Raw genomic sequence first — 19062 nt, 5'->3', positions numbered from 1 at the left:
TGACCCTGCTTGCGATCAGGCGGCCGGGGGATAGAGCAGGTCGACGATGTAGCTGGCGTCGAAGCGGGAATCGAGCATGCCGTAGGTGGAGCGCCAGCCGCCGGCAAGACGCGTCTCGATGAAGGCATCGGCAATGCGCCCTGCCCCCAGCCGATAGAGTTCGGCGGCACCGGCGGCGAGCGCCAACTGCTCGACGAGCAGGCGCGCGGCGCCCTCATCCTGTTCGCACAGCGCGATTGCGGCGCGCAGCACGTCGATGGTCTTCTTGCCGGCGGGGCCGAGATCGCGGGCAAGGCCGGCAAAGACCGTTTCGAACAGATCCTTGCCGCGGTTCAGCACGCGCAGCACGTCGAGCGCCATGACGTTGCCGGAGCCTTCCCAGATGGCGTTGACGGGAGCCTCGCGGTAATGGCGGGCGATCGGGCGCTCTTCGATGTAGCCATTGCCGCCGATGCATTCCATAGCCTCATAGATCAGCGCGGGCGCAATTTTGCAGCACCAGTATTTGGCGACCGGCGTCATGACACGGGCATAGGCCGCTTCCTCGGCATTGCCGCGCGCCTTGTCGAAGGCGTCGGCAAGACGGAAGGACAGTGCCGTCGCGGCGGCAACATCGAGCGCCATGTCGGCGAGCACGCGCGTCATGATCGGCTGGTTGACGAGCATCTTGCCGAAGACGCTGCGGCCGCGGGTGTGGTGCACGGCTTCGGCGAGCGAGGCGCGCATCATGCCTGACGAGGCCAGCGCGCAGTCGAGCCGAGTCAGCGTCACCATGTCGAGGATGGTGCGGATGCCGGCATCCGGACCACCGAGCAGGAAACCGAACGTGTCTGTAAACTCGACCTCGGAAGAGGCGTTGGAGCGGTTGCCGACCTTGTCCTTCAGCCGCTGGAATTGCAGTCCGTTGGCGGAACCATCCTCCAGAAGGCGCGGCACGAGAAAGCAGCCCATGCCCTCCTTCGTCTGCGCCAACATAATGAAGGCATCGCTCATCGGCGCCGACATGAACCATTTGTGCCCGGACAGCCGGTAGATGCCCTCGCTGACCTTTTCGGCAGCGCTCCTGTTGGCGCGCACATCCGTGCCACCCTGCTTTTCTGTCATACCCATGCCGATGGTCACGGCGGATTTCTGCATGGCGGGCTTGTTCGACGAATCATATTTGCGCGAGAGAATTTTGGGCGCCCAGTCCTTCTGGACCGCGGGCGAGGCCGAGAGTGCCGCAACGGAGGCGCTCGTCATCGTCAGCGGGCAGAGATGGCCGGATTCCAGCTGCGATGTCAGATAAAACCGCGCGGCGCGAACCTTATGGGCCTCATCCTTGGCCTCGGTATCAGCCTGGGGATCCCAGACGGAGGAATGCAGGCCGACCGACATGGAGCGGCGCATCAGCGCATGCCAGGCGGGGTGAAACTCGACGACGTCGACGCGTTCACCGCGCGGACCGTGGGTGCGCAGCTGCGGCGCGCCCTGGTTCGCCATGCGCGCCATCTCCTGCGCCTCCGGCGAGGTGACGTAGCGGCCCATGTTTTCCAGGTCTTCGCGGATGCCGCGCGGCAAAGCCGCGGTCAGATCGACGATCAGCGGATCGGATCGATAGGCGTTGATGCCGGACCACAGGCTCGGCTGGTTGAGTTCTGCGAGTTTGTCGTCAGTCCGGTTGGCGGAGGTCATAATTCGCTTCTAGTGTAAGAACCCGGCAAAGGGAAACCGGAAGTTATGATTCGGTTCATTCTGCTCTATCGGAATTCGGGCGAAAATGCATGGGGACATAAGCCTTTGCCCACAGCACATGCTTGCCCCGGCGGGCAGCACTCTTTATAGACCCGCCAGAGACAGCAAGAGGCAGGGTCATGGTCTTTTTCCCCCACCGCCACCTCATCGGCATCAAGGGCCTCACCGAGCAGGATATCACCTATCTTCTCGACAAGGCGGACGAGGCCGTCAAGATCAGCCGGCAGAGAGAAAAGAAGACGTCGACGCTGCGCGGACTGACGCAGATAAACCTCTTTTTCGAGGCATCGACTCGCACGCAGGCCTCCTTCGAGCTTGCCGGCAAGCGGCTCGGCGCCGACGTCATGAACATGTCGGTCGGCAATTCCTCGGTGAAGAAAGGCGAAACGCTGATCGATACGGCGATGACGCTGAATGCGATGCGCCCCGACGTGCTGGTGATCCGGCATTCCAGCGCGGGTGCCGCCGCCCTTCTCGCCCAGAAGGTCTCCTGCTCGGTCGTCAATGCCGGCGACGGGCAGCACGAACATCCGACCCAGGCACTGCTCGACGCGCTGACGATCCGTCGAGCCAAGGGCAAGCTTTCGCGCATCATCGTGGCGATCTGCGGCGACGTGCTGCATTCGCGCGTGGCGCGCTCCAATATCCTGCTGCTCAATGCGATGGGCGCCCGCGTGCGTGTCGTCGCGCCCGCGACCCTCCTGCCGGCCGGCATCGCCGAGATGGGCGTCGAGGTCTTCCATTCGATGAAGGAAGGGCTGAAGGACGCCGACGTGGTGATGATGCTGCGGCTGCAGCGCGAGCGCATGTCCGGCGCCTTCGTACCTTCGGTGCGCGAATATTATCACTTCTACGGGCTCGACGCCGAAACGCTGAAGGCGGCCAAGGAGGATGCGCTGGTCATGCATCCCGGCCCGATGAACCGCGGCGTCGAAATCGCTTCGGAAGTGGCGGACGGACCGCAGAGCGTCATCGCCGAACAGGTGGAAATGGGGGTCGCGGTGCGCATGGCCGTCATGGAGACGCTGCTCGTCTCGCAGAACCAGGGTCCCCGAAGCGATGGAATGATGGCATGAGCAACCCGATCGTCCTCAAAAACGTCCGTATCATCGACCCGTCGCGCAATCTCGACGAGATCGGGACGATCATTGCCGAAGACGGCGTGATTCTCGCCGCCGGCCACAAGGCGCAGAACCAGGGCGCGCCTGATGGCGCAGTCATCTGCGACTGCACGGGCCTTGTGGCGACGCCTGGCCTCGTCGATGCGCGCGTCCATGTCGGCGAACCCGGCGGCGAACACCGCGAGACGATAGCCTCGGCGAGCCGGGCGGCAGCCGCCGGCGGCGTCACCTCGATCATCATGATGCCGGACACCGATCCCATCATCGACGACATCGCGCTCGTCGAATTTGTCAAGAAGACGGCGCGGGATACGGCCGCCGTCAACGTCTATCCGGCAGCCGCCATCACCAAGGGACTTGCCGGCGAGGAGATGACGGAGATCGGCCTGCTGATGCAGGCGGGCGCCGTCGCCTTCACCGATGCCCATTCCAGCGTCCACGACACACAGGTGCTGCGCCGGATCATGACTTATGCGCGCGAATTCGGCGCCGTCGTCTGCTGCGAGACGCGCGACAAATATCTCGGCGCCAACGGCGTCATGCATGAGGGGCTTTTTGCCAGCTGGCTCGGGCTTTCCGGCATTCCAAAAGAAGCCGAGCTCATCCCGCTCGAACGCGATTTGAGGATCGCGCAGCTGACGCGTGGCCGTTATCACGCCCCGATGATCTCGGTGCCGGAATCCGTCGAGGCGATCGAACGCGCCCGCAACCGCGGCGCCAAGGTGACCTGCGGCATCTCGATCAACAATCTGGCGCTCAACGAAAACGACATCGGCGAATACCGCACCTTCTTCAAGCTCTATCCGCCGCTGCGTCCGGAAGACGACCGGGTGGCGATGGTCGACGCCCTTGCGAGCGGCGCGATCGATATCATCGTCTCCTCGCACGACCCCCAGGACGTCGATACGAAGCGTCTGCCTTTCGGCGAGGCGGAGGACGGCGCGATCGGCCTCGAAACCATGCTGGCGGCAGCGCTCAGGCTTCACCATGGCGGCCAAGTGAGCCTGATGCGCCTGATCGACGCCATGTCGACCCGCCCCGCTCAGATTTTCGGCCTGAATGCCGGCACGCTGAAGCCGGGCGCTGCGGCCGATATCGCGCTGATCGATCTCGATGAGCCTTGGCTTGTCGCCAAAGACATGCTTCTCTCCCGCTCGAAGAATACGCCGTTCGAGGATGCGCGCTTCAGTGGGCGGGCGGTCGCGACATACGTCTCGGGAAAGCTTGTCCACGCAATTTAGAACCGACACGATCGCCGTCCATCCCCCAGCGGGAGAAGGCTGACTCGAGGATAGGCCACGGAGAGGCTGAGGGGGCATATGTTATCCAATCTCATGTCATGGCAGATCACGCTGCCGATCGCGCTTGCCGCCGCCGTTATCGGCTATCTCTTCGGCTCGATCCCGTTCGGCCTGATCCTCACGCGCGCCGCCGGCCTCGGCGACGTGCGCAGCATCGGCTCCGGCAATATCGGTGCGACCAATGTGCTGAGAACAGGAAACCGGACGCTCGCCGCGGCGACGCTGCTGCTCGATGCGCTGAAGGCATCGGCGGCAGCCTGGGTCGTCGGCTATTTACTCGGTGAGGAAGCCGCGATCATCGCCGGCTTCTTCGCCTTTATCGGCCATCTTTTCCCGGTGTGGATCGGCTTCAAGGGCGGCAAGGGTGTCGCCACCTATATCGGCACGCTGCTCGGCGTTGCCCCGATCATGGTCGTGCTCTTCGCCGCCGTCTGGCTGGCGGTCGCTTTCACCACCCGCTACTCCTCACTGTCGGCGCTGGTTGCCATGCTTGTCATTCCAGTTGCACTGTGGATATTGGGCAATGAAAAGGTTGCAGCTGTCATGGCGATCATGACCCTCATCTCCTACTGGAAGCATAGAGCGAATATTTCGCGCCTGATGGGCGGGACGGAAAGCAAGATCGGGGCAAAGGGATAATGGATGCGCTAAGCGCCGGACCGAAAGGCGTCGTGCTGACCGAGCGGCAAAGAATTGCCTGGCTGCGCCTCATCCGTTCCGACAATATCGGCCCTGCCACCTTTCGTGACCTCATCAATCATTTCGGTTCGGCCGAGGCAGCACTTGCCGCATTGCCGGAGCTTTCGGCGCGCGGCGGCGCGACACGGGCAATCCGCATCGCCAGCGAGGCCGAGGCGCATCGGGAGCTGGAGGCGGCACGTCGCTTCGGCGCCCGCTTCGTCGGCATCGGTGAACCGGACTATCCGCAAGCGCTGAAGCAGATCGACGGCGCGCCGCCGCTTCTGGCCGTCAAGGGCGCGCTGGCCGCTGCCAAACGACCGGCCGTCGGTATCGTCGGCTCGCGCAACGCCTCGATCGCAGGCGCGAAATTCGCAGCGATGGTGGCGCGTGACTGCGGCCGGGCGGGTTACACCGTGGTCTCCGGCCTGGCGCGCGGCATCGACACATCAGCCCATCGGGCAAGCCTCGACACGGGCACGATCGCAGCACTCGCCGGCGGCCTCGACCAACCCTACCCGCCAGAGAATATCGGCCTGCTCGAAGAGATAACCGGTGGCAATGGCCTGGCGGTGAGCGAGATGCCCTTCGGCTGGGAACCCCGCGCCCGCGACTTCCCACGCCGAAACCGGCTGATCGCCGGCATCGGGCTCGGCCTCGTCGTCATCGAAGCGGCGACGCGTTCGGGCTCGCTGATCACGGCGCGGCTTGCCGGCGAGTTCGGCCGCCTGGTGTTTGCCGTGCCCGGCTCGCCGCTCGATCCGCGCTGCCATGGCACCAACGGCCTGCTGAAGGACGGCGCTTCGATCGTCACCGCGCCCGCCGATGTCATCGAGGCCCTGGCGCCGCTTGCGCAATTCGACCTGTTCCCATCGTCGATGGCGGAGAAACCGGCACCTGACGGCAAGGCAATGTCGGTGCCGCCAGGCGATTCCGATCGAAACCGCATCATCGATGCGCTCGGGCCGACGCCGGTCGAGATCGACGACGTCATCCGCCATACCGGCCTGTCGGCATCCGCGGTCTATCTCATCCTTCTGGAACTCGATATATCAGGCAGGCTGCACCGGCATCAGGGCGGTCTCGTCTCGCTTTCCGATTGAACCTGGGTACGACATCAGGCGGCGGCTTTGCGAATTGCCGAACCGTGAGTCGAAAACCTTCGATAGACTATCTATAATTGTATTCCATCGATACTCTCCCTTCGGCTGCAGAAGACACAAGAGGTAAAATTGTAGCAAACCCCTTGACCGCGGCGATTTCCCTGTCCATGTCGGAGGGCCGATATCCATGTTGCGGTGTGTGTCGCGCTGGCTTCAACGCTGGCGTCGTTTCCTTTTTAGAGAATCATCATGAATGTTGTAGTGGTGGAATCGCCTGCCAAGGCCAAGACGATCAATAAGTATCTGGGTCCGGGATACAAAGTGCTCGCCTCCTTCGGTCATGTGCGCGATCTGCCTGCCAAGGACGGCTCAGTTCTTCCTGATCAGGATTTCGAAATGCTTTGGGAGGTCGACAGCGCCTCCGCCAAGCGGATGAAGGACATTGCCGACGCGGTGAAGTCCGCCGATGGCCTGTTTCTCGCGACCGACCCGGATCGCGAAGGCGAAGCGATTTCCTGGCACGTTCTCGACATGCTGAACAAGAAGCGCGTGCTGAACGGTAAACCGGTCAAGCGCGTCGTCTTCAATGCGATCACCAAGAAGGCGGTGCTCGACGCGATGGCCGATCCGCGCGACATCGACGTGCCGCTGGTCGATGCCTATCTCGCGCGCCGCGCGCTCGATTATCTCGTCGGCTTCAATCTTTCGCCGGTACTGTGGCGCAAGCTGCCCGGCGCACGTTCGGCCGGCCGCGTTCAGTCGGTGGCGCTTCGCCTCGTCTGTGACCGTGAATCCGAGATCGAGCGCTTCATTTCGGAAGAATACTGGAACATCTCGGCGCTTCTGAAGACGCCACGCGGCGACGAGTTCGAGGCGAGGCTGGTTTCGGCGAACGGCAAACGGCTGCAGCCGCGCGCAATCGGCAACGGCGAAGATGCCGGCCGGCTGAAGGCCTTGCTCGAAGGTGCGAGCTATGTGGTCGACACGGTCGAGGCGAAACCGGTCAAGCGCAACCCGGGACCGCCGTTTACGACCTCGACGCTGCAGCAGGCCGCCTCCTCCAATCTCGGCTTCTCCGCTTCGCGCACCATGCAGATCGCGCAAAGGCTCTATGAGGGCGTCGATATCGGCGGCGAGACGGTCGGTCTCATCACCTATATGCGAACCGACGGCGTGCAGATGGCGCCAGAGGCGATCGACGCGGCGCGCAGCGCCATCGTCGACCAGTTCGGCCAGCGCTACATGCCGGAAAAGCCGCGCTTCTACTCGACCAAGGCGAAGAACGCCCAGGAGGCGCACGAGGCGATCCGCCCGACCGATTTCGACCGCTCGCCCGACCGTGTGCGCAAATTCCTCGATGCCGACCAGATTCGGCTCTACGAGCTGATCTGGAAGCGCGGCATCGCCAGCCAGATGGCGTCGGCCGAGATCGAGCGCACGACGGCTGAAATCACCGCCGACAATAAGGGAGAGAAGGCCGGTCTGCGCGCCGTCGGTTCGGTCATCCGCTTCGATGGTTTCATCGCCGCCTATACCGACCAGAAGGAAGATGGCGAGCAGAGCGACGACGGCGACGAGGATGGCCGCCTGCCGGAGATCAATGCGCGCGAGGCGCTCGCCAAGCAGAAGATCAATTCAACGCAGCATTTCACCGAACCGCCGCCGCGCTATTCGGAAGCCTCGCTGATCAAGAAGATGGAAGAGCTCGGCATCGGCCGCCCCTCCACCTATGCCGCGACGCTCGCGACGCTGCGCGACCGCGACTATGTGACGATCGACAAACGCAAGCTGATTCCGCAGGCCAAGGGCCGTCTGGTGACGGCTTTCCTCGAGAGCTTCTTCACCAAATATGTCGAATACGACTTCACCGCCGATCTCGAAGAGAAGCTTGACCGGATTTCCGCCGGCGAGTTGAACTGGAAGCAGGTGCTGCGCGATTTCTGGAAGGATTTCTTCGCACAGATCGAGGACACCAAGGAACTGCGCGTCACCAACGTGCTCGATTCGCTGAACGAGGCGCTGGCACCCCTCGTCTTCCCGAAACGGGAGGACGGCAGCGACCCGCGCATCTGTCAGGTCTGCGGCACCGGCAACCTGTCGCTGAAGCTCGGCAAATACGGCGCCTTCGTCGGCTGCTCGAACTATCCGGACTGCAACTACACCCGCCAGCTCTCCTCCGAAAACGGCGGAGAAGCAGACGGTGCTGCGCTCAACGAGCCGAAGAACCTCGGCACCGATCCGACGACCGGCGAGGAGCTGACGCTGCGTTCCGGCCGCTTCGGCCCCTATATCCAGCGCGGCGACGGCAAGGAGGCCAAACGCGCCTCGTTGCCAAAAGGCTGGAAGCCCGAGGATATCGATTATGAAAAGGCGATGGCGCTGATCTCGCTGCCGCGCGATATTGGCAAACATCCCGAATCAGGCAAGATGATCTCGTCCGGCATCGGCCGCTATGGGCCGTTCCTCCTGCACGACGGCTCCTATGCCAATCTGGAAAGCGTCGAGGACGTGTTCTCGGTCGGCCTCAACCGCGCCGTGACTGTTATCGCTGAAAAGGCGAAGCAGGCCCCAGGGCGGGGTGCGCGCGGCACGCCGGCGGCACTGAAGACGCTCGGCGATCATCCTGATGGCGGCGCCATCACCGTGCGCGACGGCAAGTACGGCCCCTACGTCAACTGGGGCAAGGTCAACGCCACGCTGCCGAAGGGCAAGGATCCCCAGGCGATCACCGTCGAGGAGGCGCTTGCGCTGATCGCCGAAAAGGCCGGCAAGGCGCCTGTGGGCAAAGCGGCCAAGGCGAAAGCCAAGCCGAAGGCGGCGGCGGCCGAAGCCAAGACCACCAAGACGGCTGCCAAGCCGAAAACAACGAAGGCGAAAGCGCCCGCGAAATCGAAAAAGGGCTGACGTGAGCAGGATACCGCGCGAGAGAACGAACCCTGCGGGCAAGCGTCCGGGCAAGATCGGCCGCAAGGATGCTTCCGCCGTCGAGCCGCTGAACATCGTCCATGGCACGCTGCCTTCGCGCGAGGTGATCCTGCGCTTCATCGCCGACCATCCGCAGAAAGCGTCCAAGCGTGAACTCGCCAAGGCTTTCGGCCTGAAAGGCGATAGCCGCGTCGAGCTCAAGCAAATGCTGCAGGAGCTCGAGCAGGATGGCATGCTGCAGAAGAACCGCAAGTCGCTGATCCGTCCCGGTGCGCTGCCGCCCGTCACCGTTCTCGACATCACCACACGCGACAAGGACGGCGATCTGATCGGACGGCCGGCGGAATGGCCGGAGGATCAGGGCGTAGCACCCGCCGTCGCCATCCGCCAGCAATCGCCCGCAGGCCGCCAGGGCAAGGGCAAGGCGCCGGTCGCAGGCCTCGGCGACCGCATCCTGGCGAAGATCTTCCCGGCTGTCGATCGCGGCGGTCCGGCTTATACGGCGCGGATCATCAAGGTGATCGACAGGCGCCGCGGCGCCTCGATGGGCGTCTTCCGTACGGCACCCGGCGGCGGCGGCCGGCTGCTGCCGATCGAACGGCGCGGCGAGGAGATGGTAATCGATCCCGACTTCACCGGCGGCGCCACGGACGGCGATCTGGTCGAAGTCGAAATCGCCCGTCTCGGCCGTTTCGGCCTGCCGCGCGCCAAGGTGCTTTCCGTCGTCGGTTCCGTCGGTTCGGAAAAAGCGATCTCGATGATCGCGATCCATGCGCACGGCATCCCGCATGTCTTCCCGCCGGCCGTCATCGCCGAGGCGGAGGCCGCAAGGCCCGCCAGCATGTCGCATCGCGAGGATTGGCGCGACGTACCGCTGATCACCATCGACCCGGCCGATGCCAAGGACCATGACGACGCCGTCTATGCCGAGCTCGACCCCTCGCCCGACAATCCCGGCGGCGTCATCGTCACCGTCGCGATTGCCGACGTCTCCTGGTATGTCCGCTCCAATTCGCCGCTCGACCGCGAGGCGCTGAAGCGCGGCAACTCCGTCTATTTCCCCGATCGCGTTGTGCCGATGCTACCGGAGCGCATCTCCAACGATCTCTGCTCGCTGAAGCAAGGCGTTGACCGCCCGGCGCTCGCCGTGCGCATGAGTTTTTCCGGGGAAGGCCGCAAGATCGGCCACATCTTTCATCGCATCATGATGAAAAGTGCCGCAAAGCTATCCTACCAGCAGGCGCAGGCGGCGATCGACGGAAAGCCGGACGATCAGACCGGGCCGATGCTCGAGCCGATCCTGAAGCCGCTCTGGCACGCCTATGAGGTGTTGAAGCGCGGACGCGACCGGCGCCAGCCGCTGGAACTCGACATGCCGGAGCGCAAGATCCTCCTGAAGCCCGACGGCACGGTCGACCGGGTGGTCGTGCCGCCACGCCTCGATGCGCATAAGCTGATCGAAGAGATGATGATCCAGGCGAACGTTTGCGCCGCCGAGACGCTCGAAAAGAAGCGTCAGCCGCTGATCTACCGCATCCATGACGGTCCGACGCTTGCCAAGCAGGAGATCCTGCGCGAGTTCCTGGCCACGCTCGGCATCTCGCTTGCCAAGGGCGGCAACATGCGCGCCAACAACTTCAACGGCATTCTGGCGAAGGCGGAGGGCACGCCGCATCAGACCATGGTGAGCGAGATGGTGCTGCGTTCGCAGAGCCAGGCGATCTACGGCCCGGAGAATATCGGCCATTTCGGCCTCAACCTGATGAAATACGCCCACTTCACCTCGCCGATCCGCCGCTACGCCGATCTCATCGTGCATCGCGCCCTCGTCGGCTCGCTCGGCTTCGGCGAAGGCGGCATCACGCCGGACGAGGAAGCAGCACTCGACGATATCGCGGCCGAAATCTCGACATTCGAGCGCCGGGCCATGGCAGCCGAGCGCGAGACCGTCGACCGGCTGATCGCGCATCACCTCAGCGGCCGGGTCGGCGAGGAATTTGCCGGGCGGGTCTCGGGTGTGACGAAATCGGGGCTTTTTATCGCCCTGCCGGACTATGGCGCCGACGGTTTCGTCCCTATATCTACGCTCGGCACCGATTACTTCATCTATGACGAGGCGCACCAGGCGCTTTCCGGTGAAAAGACGGGGCTCGGCTATCGCCTGGGCGACAGCGTCACAGTAAAGCTTGCCGAAGCGATCCCGCTTGCCGGCGCGCTGCGTTTCGAGATGATCAGCGAGGGCCGCGAAATGCCGGCGGCGATGCGCTCCTTCCACAAGGCGGGGCGCCGCGACAGGGGCCAGGTTCGCAAGAAACCCGGAACAAGGCCGCCACGCGGACGGCACTAAAGCACGTCGCAATCTTTCAGATTGGCTCCCCGCGCTATAGGCCCTTGTTTTCACGCATGTCGTTATCGCAAACCGCTGCAGAGTTTCGCGCGACGTGTTTTAGATCCGAAGAGGAACATGCGATGAGCACACCGACCGATCCGGCCCTCCGCTACGGCGATACGCCCGAGGTCGAGCGTCCGCTTGGGCGCTCCATCATGCGCGGGCTGATGAACCGCTGCCCGGCCTGCGGCAGCGGCAAGCTCTTTCGCGCCTTCCTGAAGCCGGTCGATCATTGCGCAGCCTGCGGCGAGGCGATGCATCACCAGCGCGCCGACGACCTGCCGCCCTATATCGTCATCCTCGTCCTCGGCCACGTCGTGGTCGGCGGCTATATGCTGACCGACCTGACTTTCGTGCTGCCGGTCTGGGTCCATCTGGCCATCTGGGCGCCGATCACCGTCATCACCGCGCTTGCCTCGATCCAGCCGATCAAGGGCGGGGTCATCGGTCTGCAATGGGCGCTGCGCATGCACGGCTTCGGTGGCGAGAGCGACGGTCCGGACGATTACGACATCCCCGGCCGGCCGAATTAGCGCCTTCACCTTCCAGACATATTTAACGTGTAGTGCCAGCCCTCCACCGACCACCACCCAAATGCGGGAGCCGACGATCCTCAAGACCTGACATGGTAAGCATTTCTTGCCCGAACGGGCTTTACATTCCGCAGATGGTCACTCACATCGGAAATACTGCGAAGCGGCATCCGTCACCTGGATTTGGCACGTCCGTGTCTATCTATCTGACGGGATCGGCCGATGCGTTCGCGCACCTCTCTAAGGATGGATAAATGTCTCAGCCGAGAACCGGCACACCGGGCGATGTCGAAGAAATCCATTGGCCTTCTCTGGTGGCAGCCATCTCGTCCATATCAGCCGTTGGCATAGCAATCGGCCTCGGTCTGCCCCTCCTCAGCATCATCCTCGAAAAACGTGGCATCTCGTCCACCCTGATAGGGCTGAACACGGCGATGGCCGGGGTCGCGGCGATGGCCGCCGCACCGATCACCACCAAGCTCGCCCATAAATATGGCGTGGCTCCGACAATGATCTGGGCCGTGCTGATTTCGGCGCTGAGCGCGCTGGGTTTCTATTACGCCCAGGATTTCTGGATGTGGTTTCCGCTGCGTTTCGCCTTCCACGGCGCGACGACAACGCTGTTCATCCTCTCCGAATTCTGGATCAACGCCGCTTCGCCGCCTTCCAAGCGCGGCTTCGTGCTCGGCATCTATGCGACGGTGCTTTCCCTTGGCTTCGCGGCCGGACCGCTGCTCTTTTCGATCCTCGGCAGCGACGGCATCTTCCCCTTCCTGATCGGCGCCGGCGCCATCCTGCTTGCCGCCATTCCGATCTTCATCGCTCGCGACGAAAGCCCGGTGCTCGAGGAAAAGCCAGAGCTGCATTTCATGCGCTACGTTTTCCTGGTGCCGACGGCGACGGCAGCGGTCTTCATCTTCGGCGCTGTCGAAGCGGGCGGGCTGTCGCTTTTCCCGATCTTTGCCGTGCGCGCCCATTTCACCGAATCGCAGGCCGCACTGCTGCTCACCATGATGGGCGTCGGCAACGTCATCTTTCAGATCCCACTCGGCCTGCTTTCCGACCGCATCGCCGACAAGCGGCCGCTTCTGGCCGGCATGGCGCTGATGGGCTTCATCGGCTCGATGATGTTGCCGCTGTTGCTCGACAACTGGCTGCTGATGGCCGGGCTCCTGCTTTTCTGGGGTGGCTGCGTCTCGGGCCTCTATACGGTCGGCCTCAGCCATCTCGGCTCGCGGCTGACGGGCTCCGATCTTGCAGCGGCCAATGCCGCCTTTGTCTTCTGTTATGCGATGGGAACCGTGGCCGGGCCGCAGGCGATCGGCGCGGCGATCGATGTCGCTGGAAATAACGGTTTTGCCTGGGCGATTGCGGCTTTCTTCGGTCTTTACGCCCTACTTTCCGGCATCAGACTGATGTTCATTCGAAAACGGGCTTGACTTTTCGAGCGGGATTCGTAGTTTCGCGCCAGGATTTGCCGTGGAGCCCATCCGGCTTCCACGGCTTTCATTTTCTTAAAGGCAGGACGACCATGGCCAAGGCTACAACAATCAAGATCAAGCTGCTGTCGACAGCCGACACTGGTTTCTTCTACGTCACCACGAAGAACAGCCGTACGATGACGGACAAGATGACGAAGACGAAGTACGACCCGGTTGCGAAGAAGCACGTCGAGTTCAAGGAAACCAAGATCAAGTAATCACTTGGCCTGACGGATTTCAAAAAAGCGCGCGCCCTCGGGTTGCGCGTTTTTTATTGCCCGGATTGATCGTCTTTAAAAAATGATAGCGCAAACAGACAAACGCCGCCCTTCCATCTTCGGGAAGTGGCGGCGTTTTCTTGAAAGGGGGTCGGCCAGCATGCAAAACGGCACGAGGAACCGCTATAACTTGCCTACTAGCCGACCGACCCCACGACCCAGGAGATGCGGCGGACCTGAGCATCATGGGGTATCGACAACTCCTCAACGGGAGCGCTTCTCTTATGAGCCGATAATTTGCGCAAAAATGAAAGAAAATCAACAAATTCTTAATGATGAATTTTCTCATCTTGATTCTATGGTTAAAAGTCCAGATTTGGGGCATACAAAGATTTATCGGTTCTGCTTAAACTCGAAGCGTAGCGCTTCGCCCTTCGAAGAAATTCGACAATATAACTTAACAACTTACGCCTCCCCTCCCCTTACGTGAGGTGACGCCGCCGCAATCTATTTGATCCTGTTGGCGACAGGCATTCTTTATAGTCTTCATTTCATTGTGAGCTACGGCCTGACACTCTCAAGACTATCGCGCGGCAACACATCCGCAGCAACGCGGCGAGTCCATTTTTGGGCTATTGAGTTGCGAAATTTTAGCCCTGCATTGCACAGGCGAAATTAAAAATCGGTAACAATTGGCTTACCGCAGTGGAAAACTCGCAAATGGCACATATGGCGGCAAGTGATTCGTCACGCGGCCGCGGCCACCACACGGTTGCGACCGGTATTCTTGGCCTCGTAAAGGGCCAGATCCGCCTGTTTCATCAGCTGGCCCGGGGTCAGCACCGACGCAATACGCGAGGCGATGCCGAAGGAAGCAGTGACATTCAGCGCTTCCCCGGAGTGTTTCAGCATGAAGGGAGCGCTTTCGATCGCCGCGCGCAAACGCTCGGCGACGGCGGCGGCAATTTCCGGCGAGGTGTCGGGCATCACGACGACGAATTCTTCACCACCGTAGCGGCAGGCGAGATCGGCGCCGCGGATGGTCGAACGGACGCGATTTGAAAATTCCCGCAGCACCTCGTCGCCGCCATCATGGCCGTAGGTGTCGTTCACATGCTTGAAACGGTCGATATCGGTGATCAGCACCGAAAGCGGCCGGCCCCGCGCCATCGAACGGTTGAAGAGCACGTTCAGGTGATTGTCGAGATAGCGCCGATTATAAAGGCCGGTCAGCGGATCGGTCACGGCAAGCTCGATCGTCTGCTTGACGCTGGCGCGCAGGCGGTCGTTATAGCGCTTGCGGCGGATCTGCGTCAGGCTGCGGGCAACCAGTTCGTTGGGATCGACCGGGCGGATGATGTAGTCGTTGACGCCAAGATCGAGCGCGCGCACGACCATTTCGTCAGCGCCCTGCTCGGTGATGATCAGGATCGGCAGGAAGCGGGTGCGCTCCAGCGAGCGCAGCTGCGAGCAGAGGCGAAGCGGGTCGTAATCGTCGAAGTTGGCGTTGACGATGACGAAATCGAACGCGCTTTCGGCCGCCTCGAAGAGGGCGGCCTGCGGATCGGAGAGGGCAAGCACGTCGGCGACGGGCTTCAGCGCCTTGATGATGCGCTCCTGCGAATTGGCGCGGCCGTCGACGAGCAGGACCTGAGCGGTCTCGTCGGCGCGGCCCTCGCCTGCCCGTGTGAGGTCATCGATGCCCATCGTATGGGCAGTGTCGGCGCGGATACGCAGCTCATCGCTCAACGTCTTCAGCCGCAGCAGGCTCTTCACCCGGGAGATCAGCTGCAGATCGTTGACCGGCTTGGTAAGAAAATCGTCAGCGCCAGCTTTCAGGCCGCGTACGCGATCGGTCGGCTGGTCGAGCGCGGTGACCATGACGACTGGAATATGGGCGGTCTTCTGGCTGGCCTTCAGCCGCTCGCAGACCTCGAAACCGTCTATGCCGGGCATCATGATGTCGAGCAGGATGAGATCGACCTGGTTGCGCTCGCAGATCGCCAGTGCCGTGTAGCCGTCCGCTGCGGTCATCACGTCGAAATACTCCGCAAGCAACCGCGCTTCGAGCAGCTTCACGTTGGCCGGAATATCGTCAACCACCAGTATTCGCGCAGTCATCAGCGTCTTTCCGATGCGTCAGGCATCGCCCAGATAGGTCTTGATCGTCTCGATGAATTTCGGAACCGAGATCGGCTTGGAAACATAGGCCTCGCAGCCGCCCTGGCGGATCCGCTCTTCGTCACCCTTCATCGCGAAAGCCGTAACGGCGATGACGGGAATCACGTGCAGCTCGTCGTCTTCCTTCAGCCATTTCGTGACTTCGAGGCCGGAGACTTCGGGAAGCTGAATATCCATCAGGATGAGGTCGGGGCGATGCTTGCGCGCCAGATCGAGCGCCTCCATACCATTTCTGGTCTGGATCGTCGTATAACCGGACGCCTCGATGAGGTCGCGAAAGAGCTTCATGTTGAGCTCGTTATCTTCTACAATCATCACCTGTTTGGGCATGACAAGCTGTCCCTACGTCCGTTCGCGCAGCGGTTCGTCCCATGAGAAAGGCACATGCGGACAAATAGCTCCGTGAAACCGATAGCGCACGCTACCGGTATTTGGTTGAAGAAAAGGTAACTTACCCAGCGAAATGCAAAGCAACTTCAAGACTTCGAAACAACAGGCCGCCGACCCGCACGAGACGGCGATCGCCGTGCTCGGCTGGCTTGCCGACGATCCCGACATGTTCGGCCGCTTCCTCGCCCTGTCGGGTGTGGCGCCCGGCCAGGTGCGCAACGCCGTCGACGATCCCGGATTCCTCGCCGGCATGATGGATTTCCTGATGAACCATGAACCGACGGCGATGGCCTTCTGCGCGGCGAGCGGGATCAGCCCGGAGACGGTGACGGCGGCCTGGCGGCATTTCTCTTCACCGGGCCTCGATTCCGGAGAATACTGACCGTGACCTCCGGGGAATTCGACATCTCGCATATCCGCCTCGGCGAACGGCCTTTGATCGTCTGCGACGTCGACGACGTCGTGCTGCAGTTCATCGGTCCCTTCCAGCTTTTCCTTCAAAGCCAGGGTTGCGCGTTTCTGCCGCGATCGTTCCGGCTGCACGGCAACATCGTCTCGCAAGCCGACGGCGTGGAGATCGAGGATCAGGAGGTCAGCCGGCTGATCGAGGAATTCTTCGAAGCCCAAGAGCTGTGGCAGACGCCGCTCGACCGCGTCGTCGAAACGCTCGACCGGCTTTCGGAAGAGGCCGATATCCTTTTCCTGACAGCCATGCAGCCGCGGTTCCAGAACCAGCGCCGTCGCCTGCTCGACAGGATGGGCCTGCTCTTTCCGCTGCTTGCTACCGAACAACCCAAAGGGCCGATCGTTCACGCATTGCATGCCAGCCGCTCCCTTCCCGTCATCTTCATCGATGATATGGCGCGCAATCTGCATTCCGTCAGGGATCACGTCGCCGATTGCCTGCTGATTCACCTGGTGCCGAACTCGCCCGTCCATCGCTTCGCCCCGGCCGCCGCTAACGACATCACCCGCGCCACCGACTGGACGCATGTGGCCGCGCTGATCGAGGCGCATTTTGTTTCCGGCACCTTCACGCGCGCAGTTCCAGCCGCATGAGCGGACGGCCGTCCTTGCGCCGCGCAACCGTCTCGAAACCGGCGGCATCGAAGATCGCCGTAGAGCCGATGCAGAGCGTCACGGATTTCGACTGCTTGACATGATCGATCGGACAGGCTTCGAGCAGCCGCGCTCCCTGGCGCCGGGCATGGTCGATCGCGCCGGCGAGCAGACGGTGGCTCATTCCCGTGCCGCGAAGTTTGGGCAGCAGGAAGAAGCAACTGACGGCCCAGATGGATGGATCATGCGCATCGCCCTCCTCCAGCGGCCGCGAGACGGTGCGCGGCGAATTGAACTGCGGTACGTCGTGGCGCGGCCCGACCTGCACCCAGGCGACCGGCGCGCCGTCCGCATAACAGAGGATGCCAGGCGGCGGACCCGCCTTGATCCGCTCCCGCATATGCGCCTTGCGTTCGTCGGCCGCCATCTTCGTCCTCACCCCATACGGCAGACGCAACGCGACGCACCAGCAGTTATAGAAGGCACCCTGCGGCCCGAACATGACTTCGAAATCGTCCCAGCGTTCTGGCGTTACCGGCTCGAAACGAAGATTGTTATCCAAAGGCAAAGCTCCCGCCCTCTCTTGAGACTCGGAAGCTTAAGGCGTAATGTCCCGGCGTTCAATCTTTGTTCTCATCATGACGCCTGCGCCTGACAAGACACCCGGCTTCTGTCGCGACTGCCTTGCCGAGCAGAAGGGCGAGGCGCGCCGTTGCGTTTCCTGCGGCAGCCCCCGTCTCGTGCGCCACCGCGAACTCTACGCCTTGACGCTTGCGCATATCGATTGCGACGCCTTTTACGCAGCGGTGGAGAAACGCGACAATCCGGAACTTGCCGACAAGCCTGTCATTATCGGCGGCGGCAAACGCGGTGTGGTTTCCACCGCCTGCTATATCGCCCGCATCCACGGCGTACGGTCGGCCATGCCGATGTTCAAGGCGCTGGAGGCATGCCCTCAAGCGATCGTCATCCGCCCCGACATGGAGAAATATGTCCGGGTCGGACGGCAGGTGCGCGCCATGATGCAGGATCTGACGCCGCTGGTGCAGCCGCTATCGATCGACGAGGCCTTCCTGGAGCTCGGCGGCACCGAGAGGCTGCATCACGATCCGCCGGCGCGCACCCTGGCCAAATTCGCCCGTCGCATCGAAAGGGAGATCGGCATCACAGTTTCGGTTGGGCTTTCCTATTGCAAATTCCTCGCCAAGGTCGCCTCCGATCTGCAGAAGCCGCGCGGCTTTTCGGTCATCGGCCGAGAGGAAGCGGTCGAGTTCCTGGCGCCGCGTCCCGTCACCACCATCTGGGGCGTCGGCAAGGCCTTTGCGGCGACGTTGGAGGCGGACGGCATCCGCACCATCAGCCAGTTGCAGCAGATGGAGGAAAACGACCTGATGCGCCGCTACGGCAGCATCGGCCAGCGGCTGGCACGGCTGTCGCGCGGCATCGACGACCGCGAGGTGCATCTTAACGATGCGGCCAAGAGCGTATCAGCCGAGACGACCTTCTTCGACGACATATCGCGCTACGACGATCTGGTGCCGATCCTGCGCAACCTTTCCGAAAAGGTCTCCTGGCGGCTGAAGAAAAACGACATTGCCGGCCATACCGTCGTCCTGAAGATGAAGACCGCCGATTTCAAGTCGCGCACCCGCAACCGCAAGCTCGAAGACCCGACCCAGCTTGCCGACAAGATCTTCCGCACCGGGCTCGAGCTTCTCGAAAAAGAGACTGATGGTACGAAATTCCGCCTGATCGGCATCGGCGTTACCGATCTCGGCGATGCCGCCCTCGCCGATCCGCCCGACCTCATCGACCGGCAATCGGGCCGGCGGGCGGCAGCCGAAGCGGCGATGGACAAGCTGCGTGACAAGTTCGGCAAGAAAACGGTCGAGACCGGCTACACCTTCGGCAGCGGCAGGCGCGATCACTAACGCGTGAGGGCAGCCGGC

16 protein-coding genes are annotated in these 19062 nt (G+C 62.4%); 12 read left to right on the top strand and 4 right to left on the bottom strand.

Going from position 1 to position 19062, the window contains the following annotated elements:
• Positions 1 to 15: 15 nt before the first annotated feature.
• The gene (locus HFO71_RS13670; RefSeq protein WP_028741374.1) at positions 16 to 1674 is read right to left on the bottom strand and encodes an acyl-CoA dehydrogenase family protein; all 1659 of its coding nucleotides are present in this window, start codon (positions 1672 to 1674) and stop codon (positions 16 to 18) included.
• A gap of 179 nt (positions 1675 to 1853) precedes the next feature.
• Here HFO71_RS13670 and HFO71_RS13665 point away from each other — a divergent pair, with 179 nt between their 5' ends.
• The 9 genes from HFO71_RS13665 to rpmG all read left to right on the top strand — a co-directional run bounded on the left by HFO71_RS13665 (position 1854) and on the right by rpmG (position 13483).
• Positions 1854 to 2810, top strand: a complete 957-nt coding sequence (locus HFO71_RS13665) for an aspartate carbamoyltransferase catalytic subunit (RefSeq protein WP_007626148.1) — start codon at positions 1854 to 1856, stop codon at positions 2808 to 2810.
• Complete coding sequence (locus HFO71_RS13660) at positions 2807 to 4096, top strand: dihydroorotase (protein ID WP_131640324.1); 1290 nt, start codon at positions 2807 to 2809, stop codon at positions 4094 to 4096. The genes HFO71_RS13665 and HFO71_RS13660 overlap by 4 nt, the downstream gene beginning before the upstream one ends.
• 78 nt (positions 4097 to 4174) lie before the next feature.
• The gene (gene plsY, locus HFO71_RS13655) at positions 4175 to 4795 is read left to right on the top strand and encodes a glycerol-3-phosphate 1-O-acyltransferase PlsY (RefSeq protein ID WP_077976251.1); all 621 of its coding nucleotides are present in this window, start codon (positions 4175 to 4177) and stop codon (positions 4793 to 4795) included.
• Positions 4795 to 5937, top strand: coding sequence for a DNA-processing protein DprA (dprA, locus tag HFO71_RS13650; protein ID WP_077976250.1), 1143 nt, complete (start codon positions 4795 to 4797; stop codon positions 5935 to 5937). The genes plsY and dprA overlap by 1 nt, the downstream gene beginning before the upstream one ends.
• A 249-nt stretch (positions 5938 to 6186) precedes the next feature.
• Entirely contained in the window at positions 6187 to 8841 is a 2655-nt protein-coding gene (gene topA, locus HFO71_RS13645; protein ID WP_168258258.1) for a type I DNA topoisomerase, read from the top strand.
• A 1-nt stretch (position 8842) separates the two neighbouring features.
• The gene (rnr, locus tag HFO71_RS13640; protein ID WP_168258257.1) at positions 8843 to 11209 is read left to right on the top strand and encodes a ribonuclease R; all 2367 of its coding nucleotides are present in this window, start codon (positions 8843 to 8845) and stop codon (positions 11207 to 11209) included.
• A 122-nt stretch (positions 11210 to 11331) separates the two neighbouring features.
• Positions 11332 to 11784: a DUF983 domain-containing protein gene (locus HFO71_RS13635; protein WP_131640328.1), complete on the top strand. Its 453-nt coding sequence runs from the start codon at positions 11332 to 11334 to the stop codon at positions 11782 to 11784.
• A 254-nt stretch (positions 11785 to 12038) separates the two neighbouring features.
• Positions 12039 to 13223, top strand: a complete 1185-nt coding sequence (locus tag HFO71_RS13630) for an MFS transporter (RefSeq protein WP_025394117.1) — start codon at positions 12039 to 12041, stop codon at positions 13221 to 13223.
• A gap of 92 nt (positions 13224 to 13315) precedes the next feature.
• Positions 13316 to 13483, top strand: a complete 168-nt coding sequence (rpmG, locus tag HFO71_RS13625) for a 50S ribosomal protein L33 (RefSeq protein ID WP_003547442.1) — start codon at positions 13316 to 13318, stop codon at positions 13481 to 13483.
• A 747-nt stretch (positions 13484 to 14230) separates the two neighbouring features.
• Here rpmG and HFO71_RS13620 read toward each other — a convergent pair.
• Positions 14231 to 15604 (bottom strand): PleD family two-component system response regulator, encoded by a 1374-nt coding sequence (locus HFO71_RS13620; RefSeq protein WP_020049511.1) that lies wholly within the window; start codon positions 15602 to 15604, stop codon positions 14231 to 14233.
• An 18-nt stretch (positions 15605 to 15622) separates the two neighbouring features.
• The gene (locus HFO71_RS13615) at positions 15623 to 15994 is read right to left on the bottom strand and encodes a response regulator (protein WP_003547430.1); all 372 of its coding nucleotides are present in this window, start codon (positions 15992 to 15994) and stop codon (positions 15623 to 15625) included.
• A gap of 133 nt (positions 15995 to 16127) precedes the next feature.
• Here HFO71_RS13615 and HFO71_RS13610 point away from each other — a divergent pair, with 133 nt between their 5' ends.
• The gene (locus HFO71_RS13610; RefSeq protein ID WP_131640329.1) at positions 16128 to 16436 is read left to right on the top strand and encodes a DUF3572 domain-containing protein; all 309 of its coding nucleotides are present in this window, start codon (positions 16128 to 16130) and stop codon (positions 16434 to 16436) included.
• A 2-nt stretch (positions 16437 to 16438) separates the two neighbouring features.
• A complete protein-coding gene (locus tag HFO71_RS13605; protein ID WP_131640330.1) occupies positions 16439 to 17113 on the top strand; it encodes a hypothetical protein in 675 nt (224 codons plus the stop codon).
• Here the strand turns inward: HFO71_RS13605 and HFO71_RS13600 are convergent.
• Entirely contained in the window at positions 17088 to 17675 is a 588-nt protein-coding gene (locus tag HFO71_RS13600) for a GNAT family N-acetyltransferase (protein ID WP_077976243.1), read from the bottom strand. The two genes, HFO71_RS13605 and HFO71_RS13600, sit on opposite strands and share 26 nt — an antisense overlap.
• 76 nt (positions 17676 to 17751) lie before the next feature.
• Here HFO71_RS13600 and HFO71_RS13595 point away from each other — a divergent pair, with 76 nt between their 5' ends.
• Positions 17752 to 19044, top strand: coding sequence for a DNA polymerase IV (locus HFO71_RS13595; protein ID WP_131640477.1), 1293 nt, complete (start codon positions 17752 to 17754; stop codon positions 19042 to 19044).
• Positions 19045 to 19062 lie beyond the last annotated feature (18 nt).

Origin of the sequence: Rhizobium laguerreae (assembly GCF_019778565.1) — a bacterium.
Lineage (GTDB): Bacteria > Pseudomonadota > Alphaproteobacteria > Rhizobiales > Rhizobiaceae > Rhizobium > Rhizobium laguerreae.
This window is presented reverse-complemented; position numbering and strand designations above follow the sequence as displayed.

Coding starts and splice junctions, on each gene's coding strand:
- HFO71_RS13670 (WP_028741374.1), bottom strand. CDS start 1,674: ATGACCTCCGCCAACCGGACTGACGACAAACTCGCAGAACTCAACCAG.
- HFO71_RS13665 (WP_007626148.1), top strand. CDS start 1,854: ATGGTCTTTTTCCCCCACCGCCACCTCATCGGCATCAAGGGCCTCACC.
- HFO71_RS13660 (WP_131640324.1), top strand. CDS start 2,807: ATGAGCAACCCGATCGTCCTCAAAAACGTCCGTATCATCGACCCGTCG.
- plsY (WP_077976251.1), top strand. CDS start 4,175: ATGTTATCCAATCTCATGTCATGGCAGATCACGCTGCCGATCGCGCTT.
- dprA (WP_077976250.1), top strand. CDS start 4,795: ATGGATGCGCTAAGCGCCGGACCGAAAGGCGTCGTGCTGACCGAGCGG.
- topA (WP_168258258.1), top strand. CDS start 6,187: ATGAATGTTGTAGTGGTGGAATCGCCTGCCAAGGCCAAGACGATCAAT.
- HFO71_RS13635 (WP_131640328.1), top strand. CDS start 11,332: ATGAGCACACCGACCGATCCGGCCCTCCGCTACGGCGATACGCCCGAG.
- HFO71_RS13630 (WP_025394117.1), top strand. CDS start 12,039: ATGTCTCAGCCGAGAACCGGCACACCGGGCGATGTCGAAGAAATCCAT.
- rpmG (WP_003547442.1), top strand. CDS start 13,316: ATGGCCAAGGCTACAACAATCAAGATCAAGCTGCTGTCGACAGCCGAC.
- HFO71_RS13620 (WP_020049511.1), bottom strand. CDS start 15,604: ATGACTGCGCGAATACTGGTGGTTGACGATATTCCGGCCAACGTGAAG.
- HFO71_RS13615 (WP_003547430.1), bottom strand. CDS start 15,994: ATGCCCAAACAGGTGATGATTGTAGAAGATAACGAGCTCAACATGAAG.
- HFO71_RS13610 (WP_131640329.1), top strand. CDS start 16,128: ATGCAAAGCAACTTCAAGACTTCGAAACAACAGGCCGCCGACCCGCAC.
- HFO71_RS13595 (WP_131640477.1), top strand. CDS start 17,752: ATGACGCCTGCGCCTGACAAGACACCCGGCTTCTGTCGCGACTGCCTT.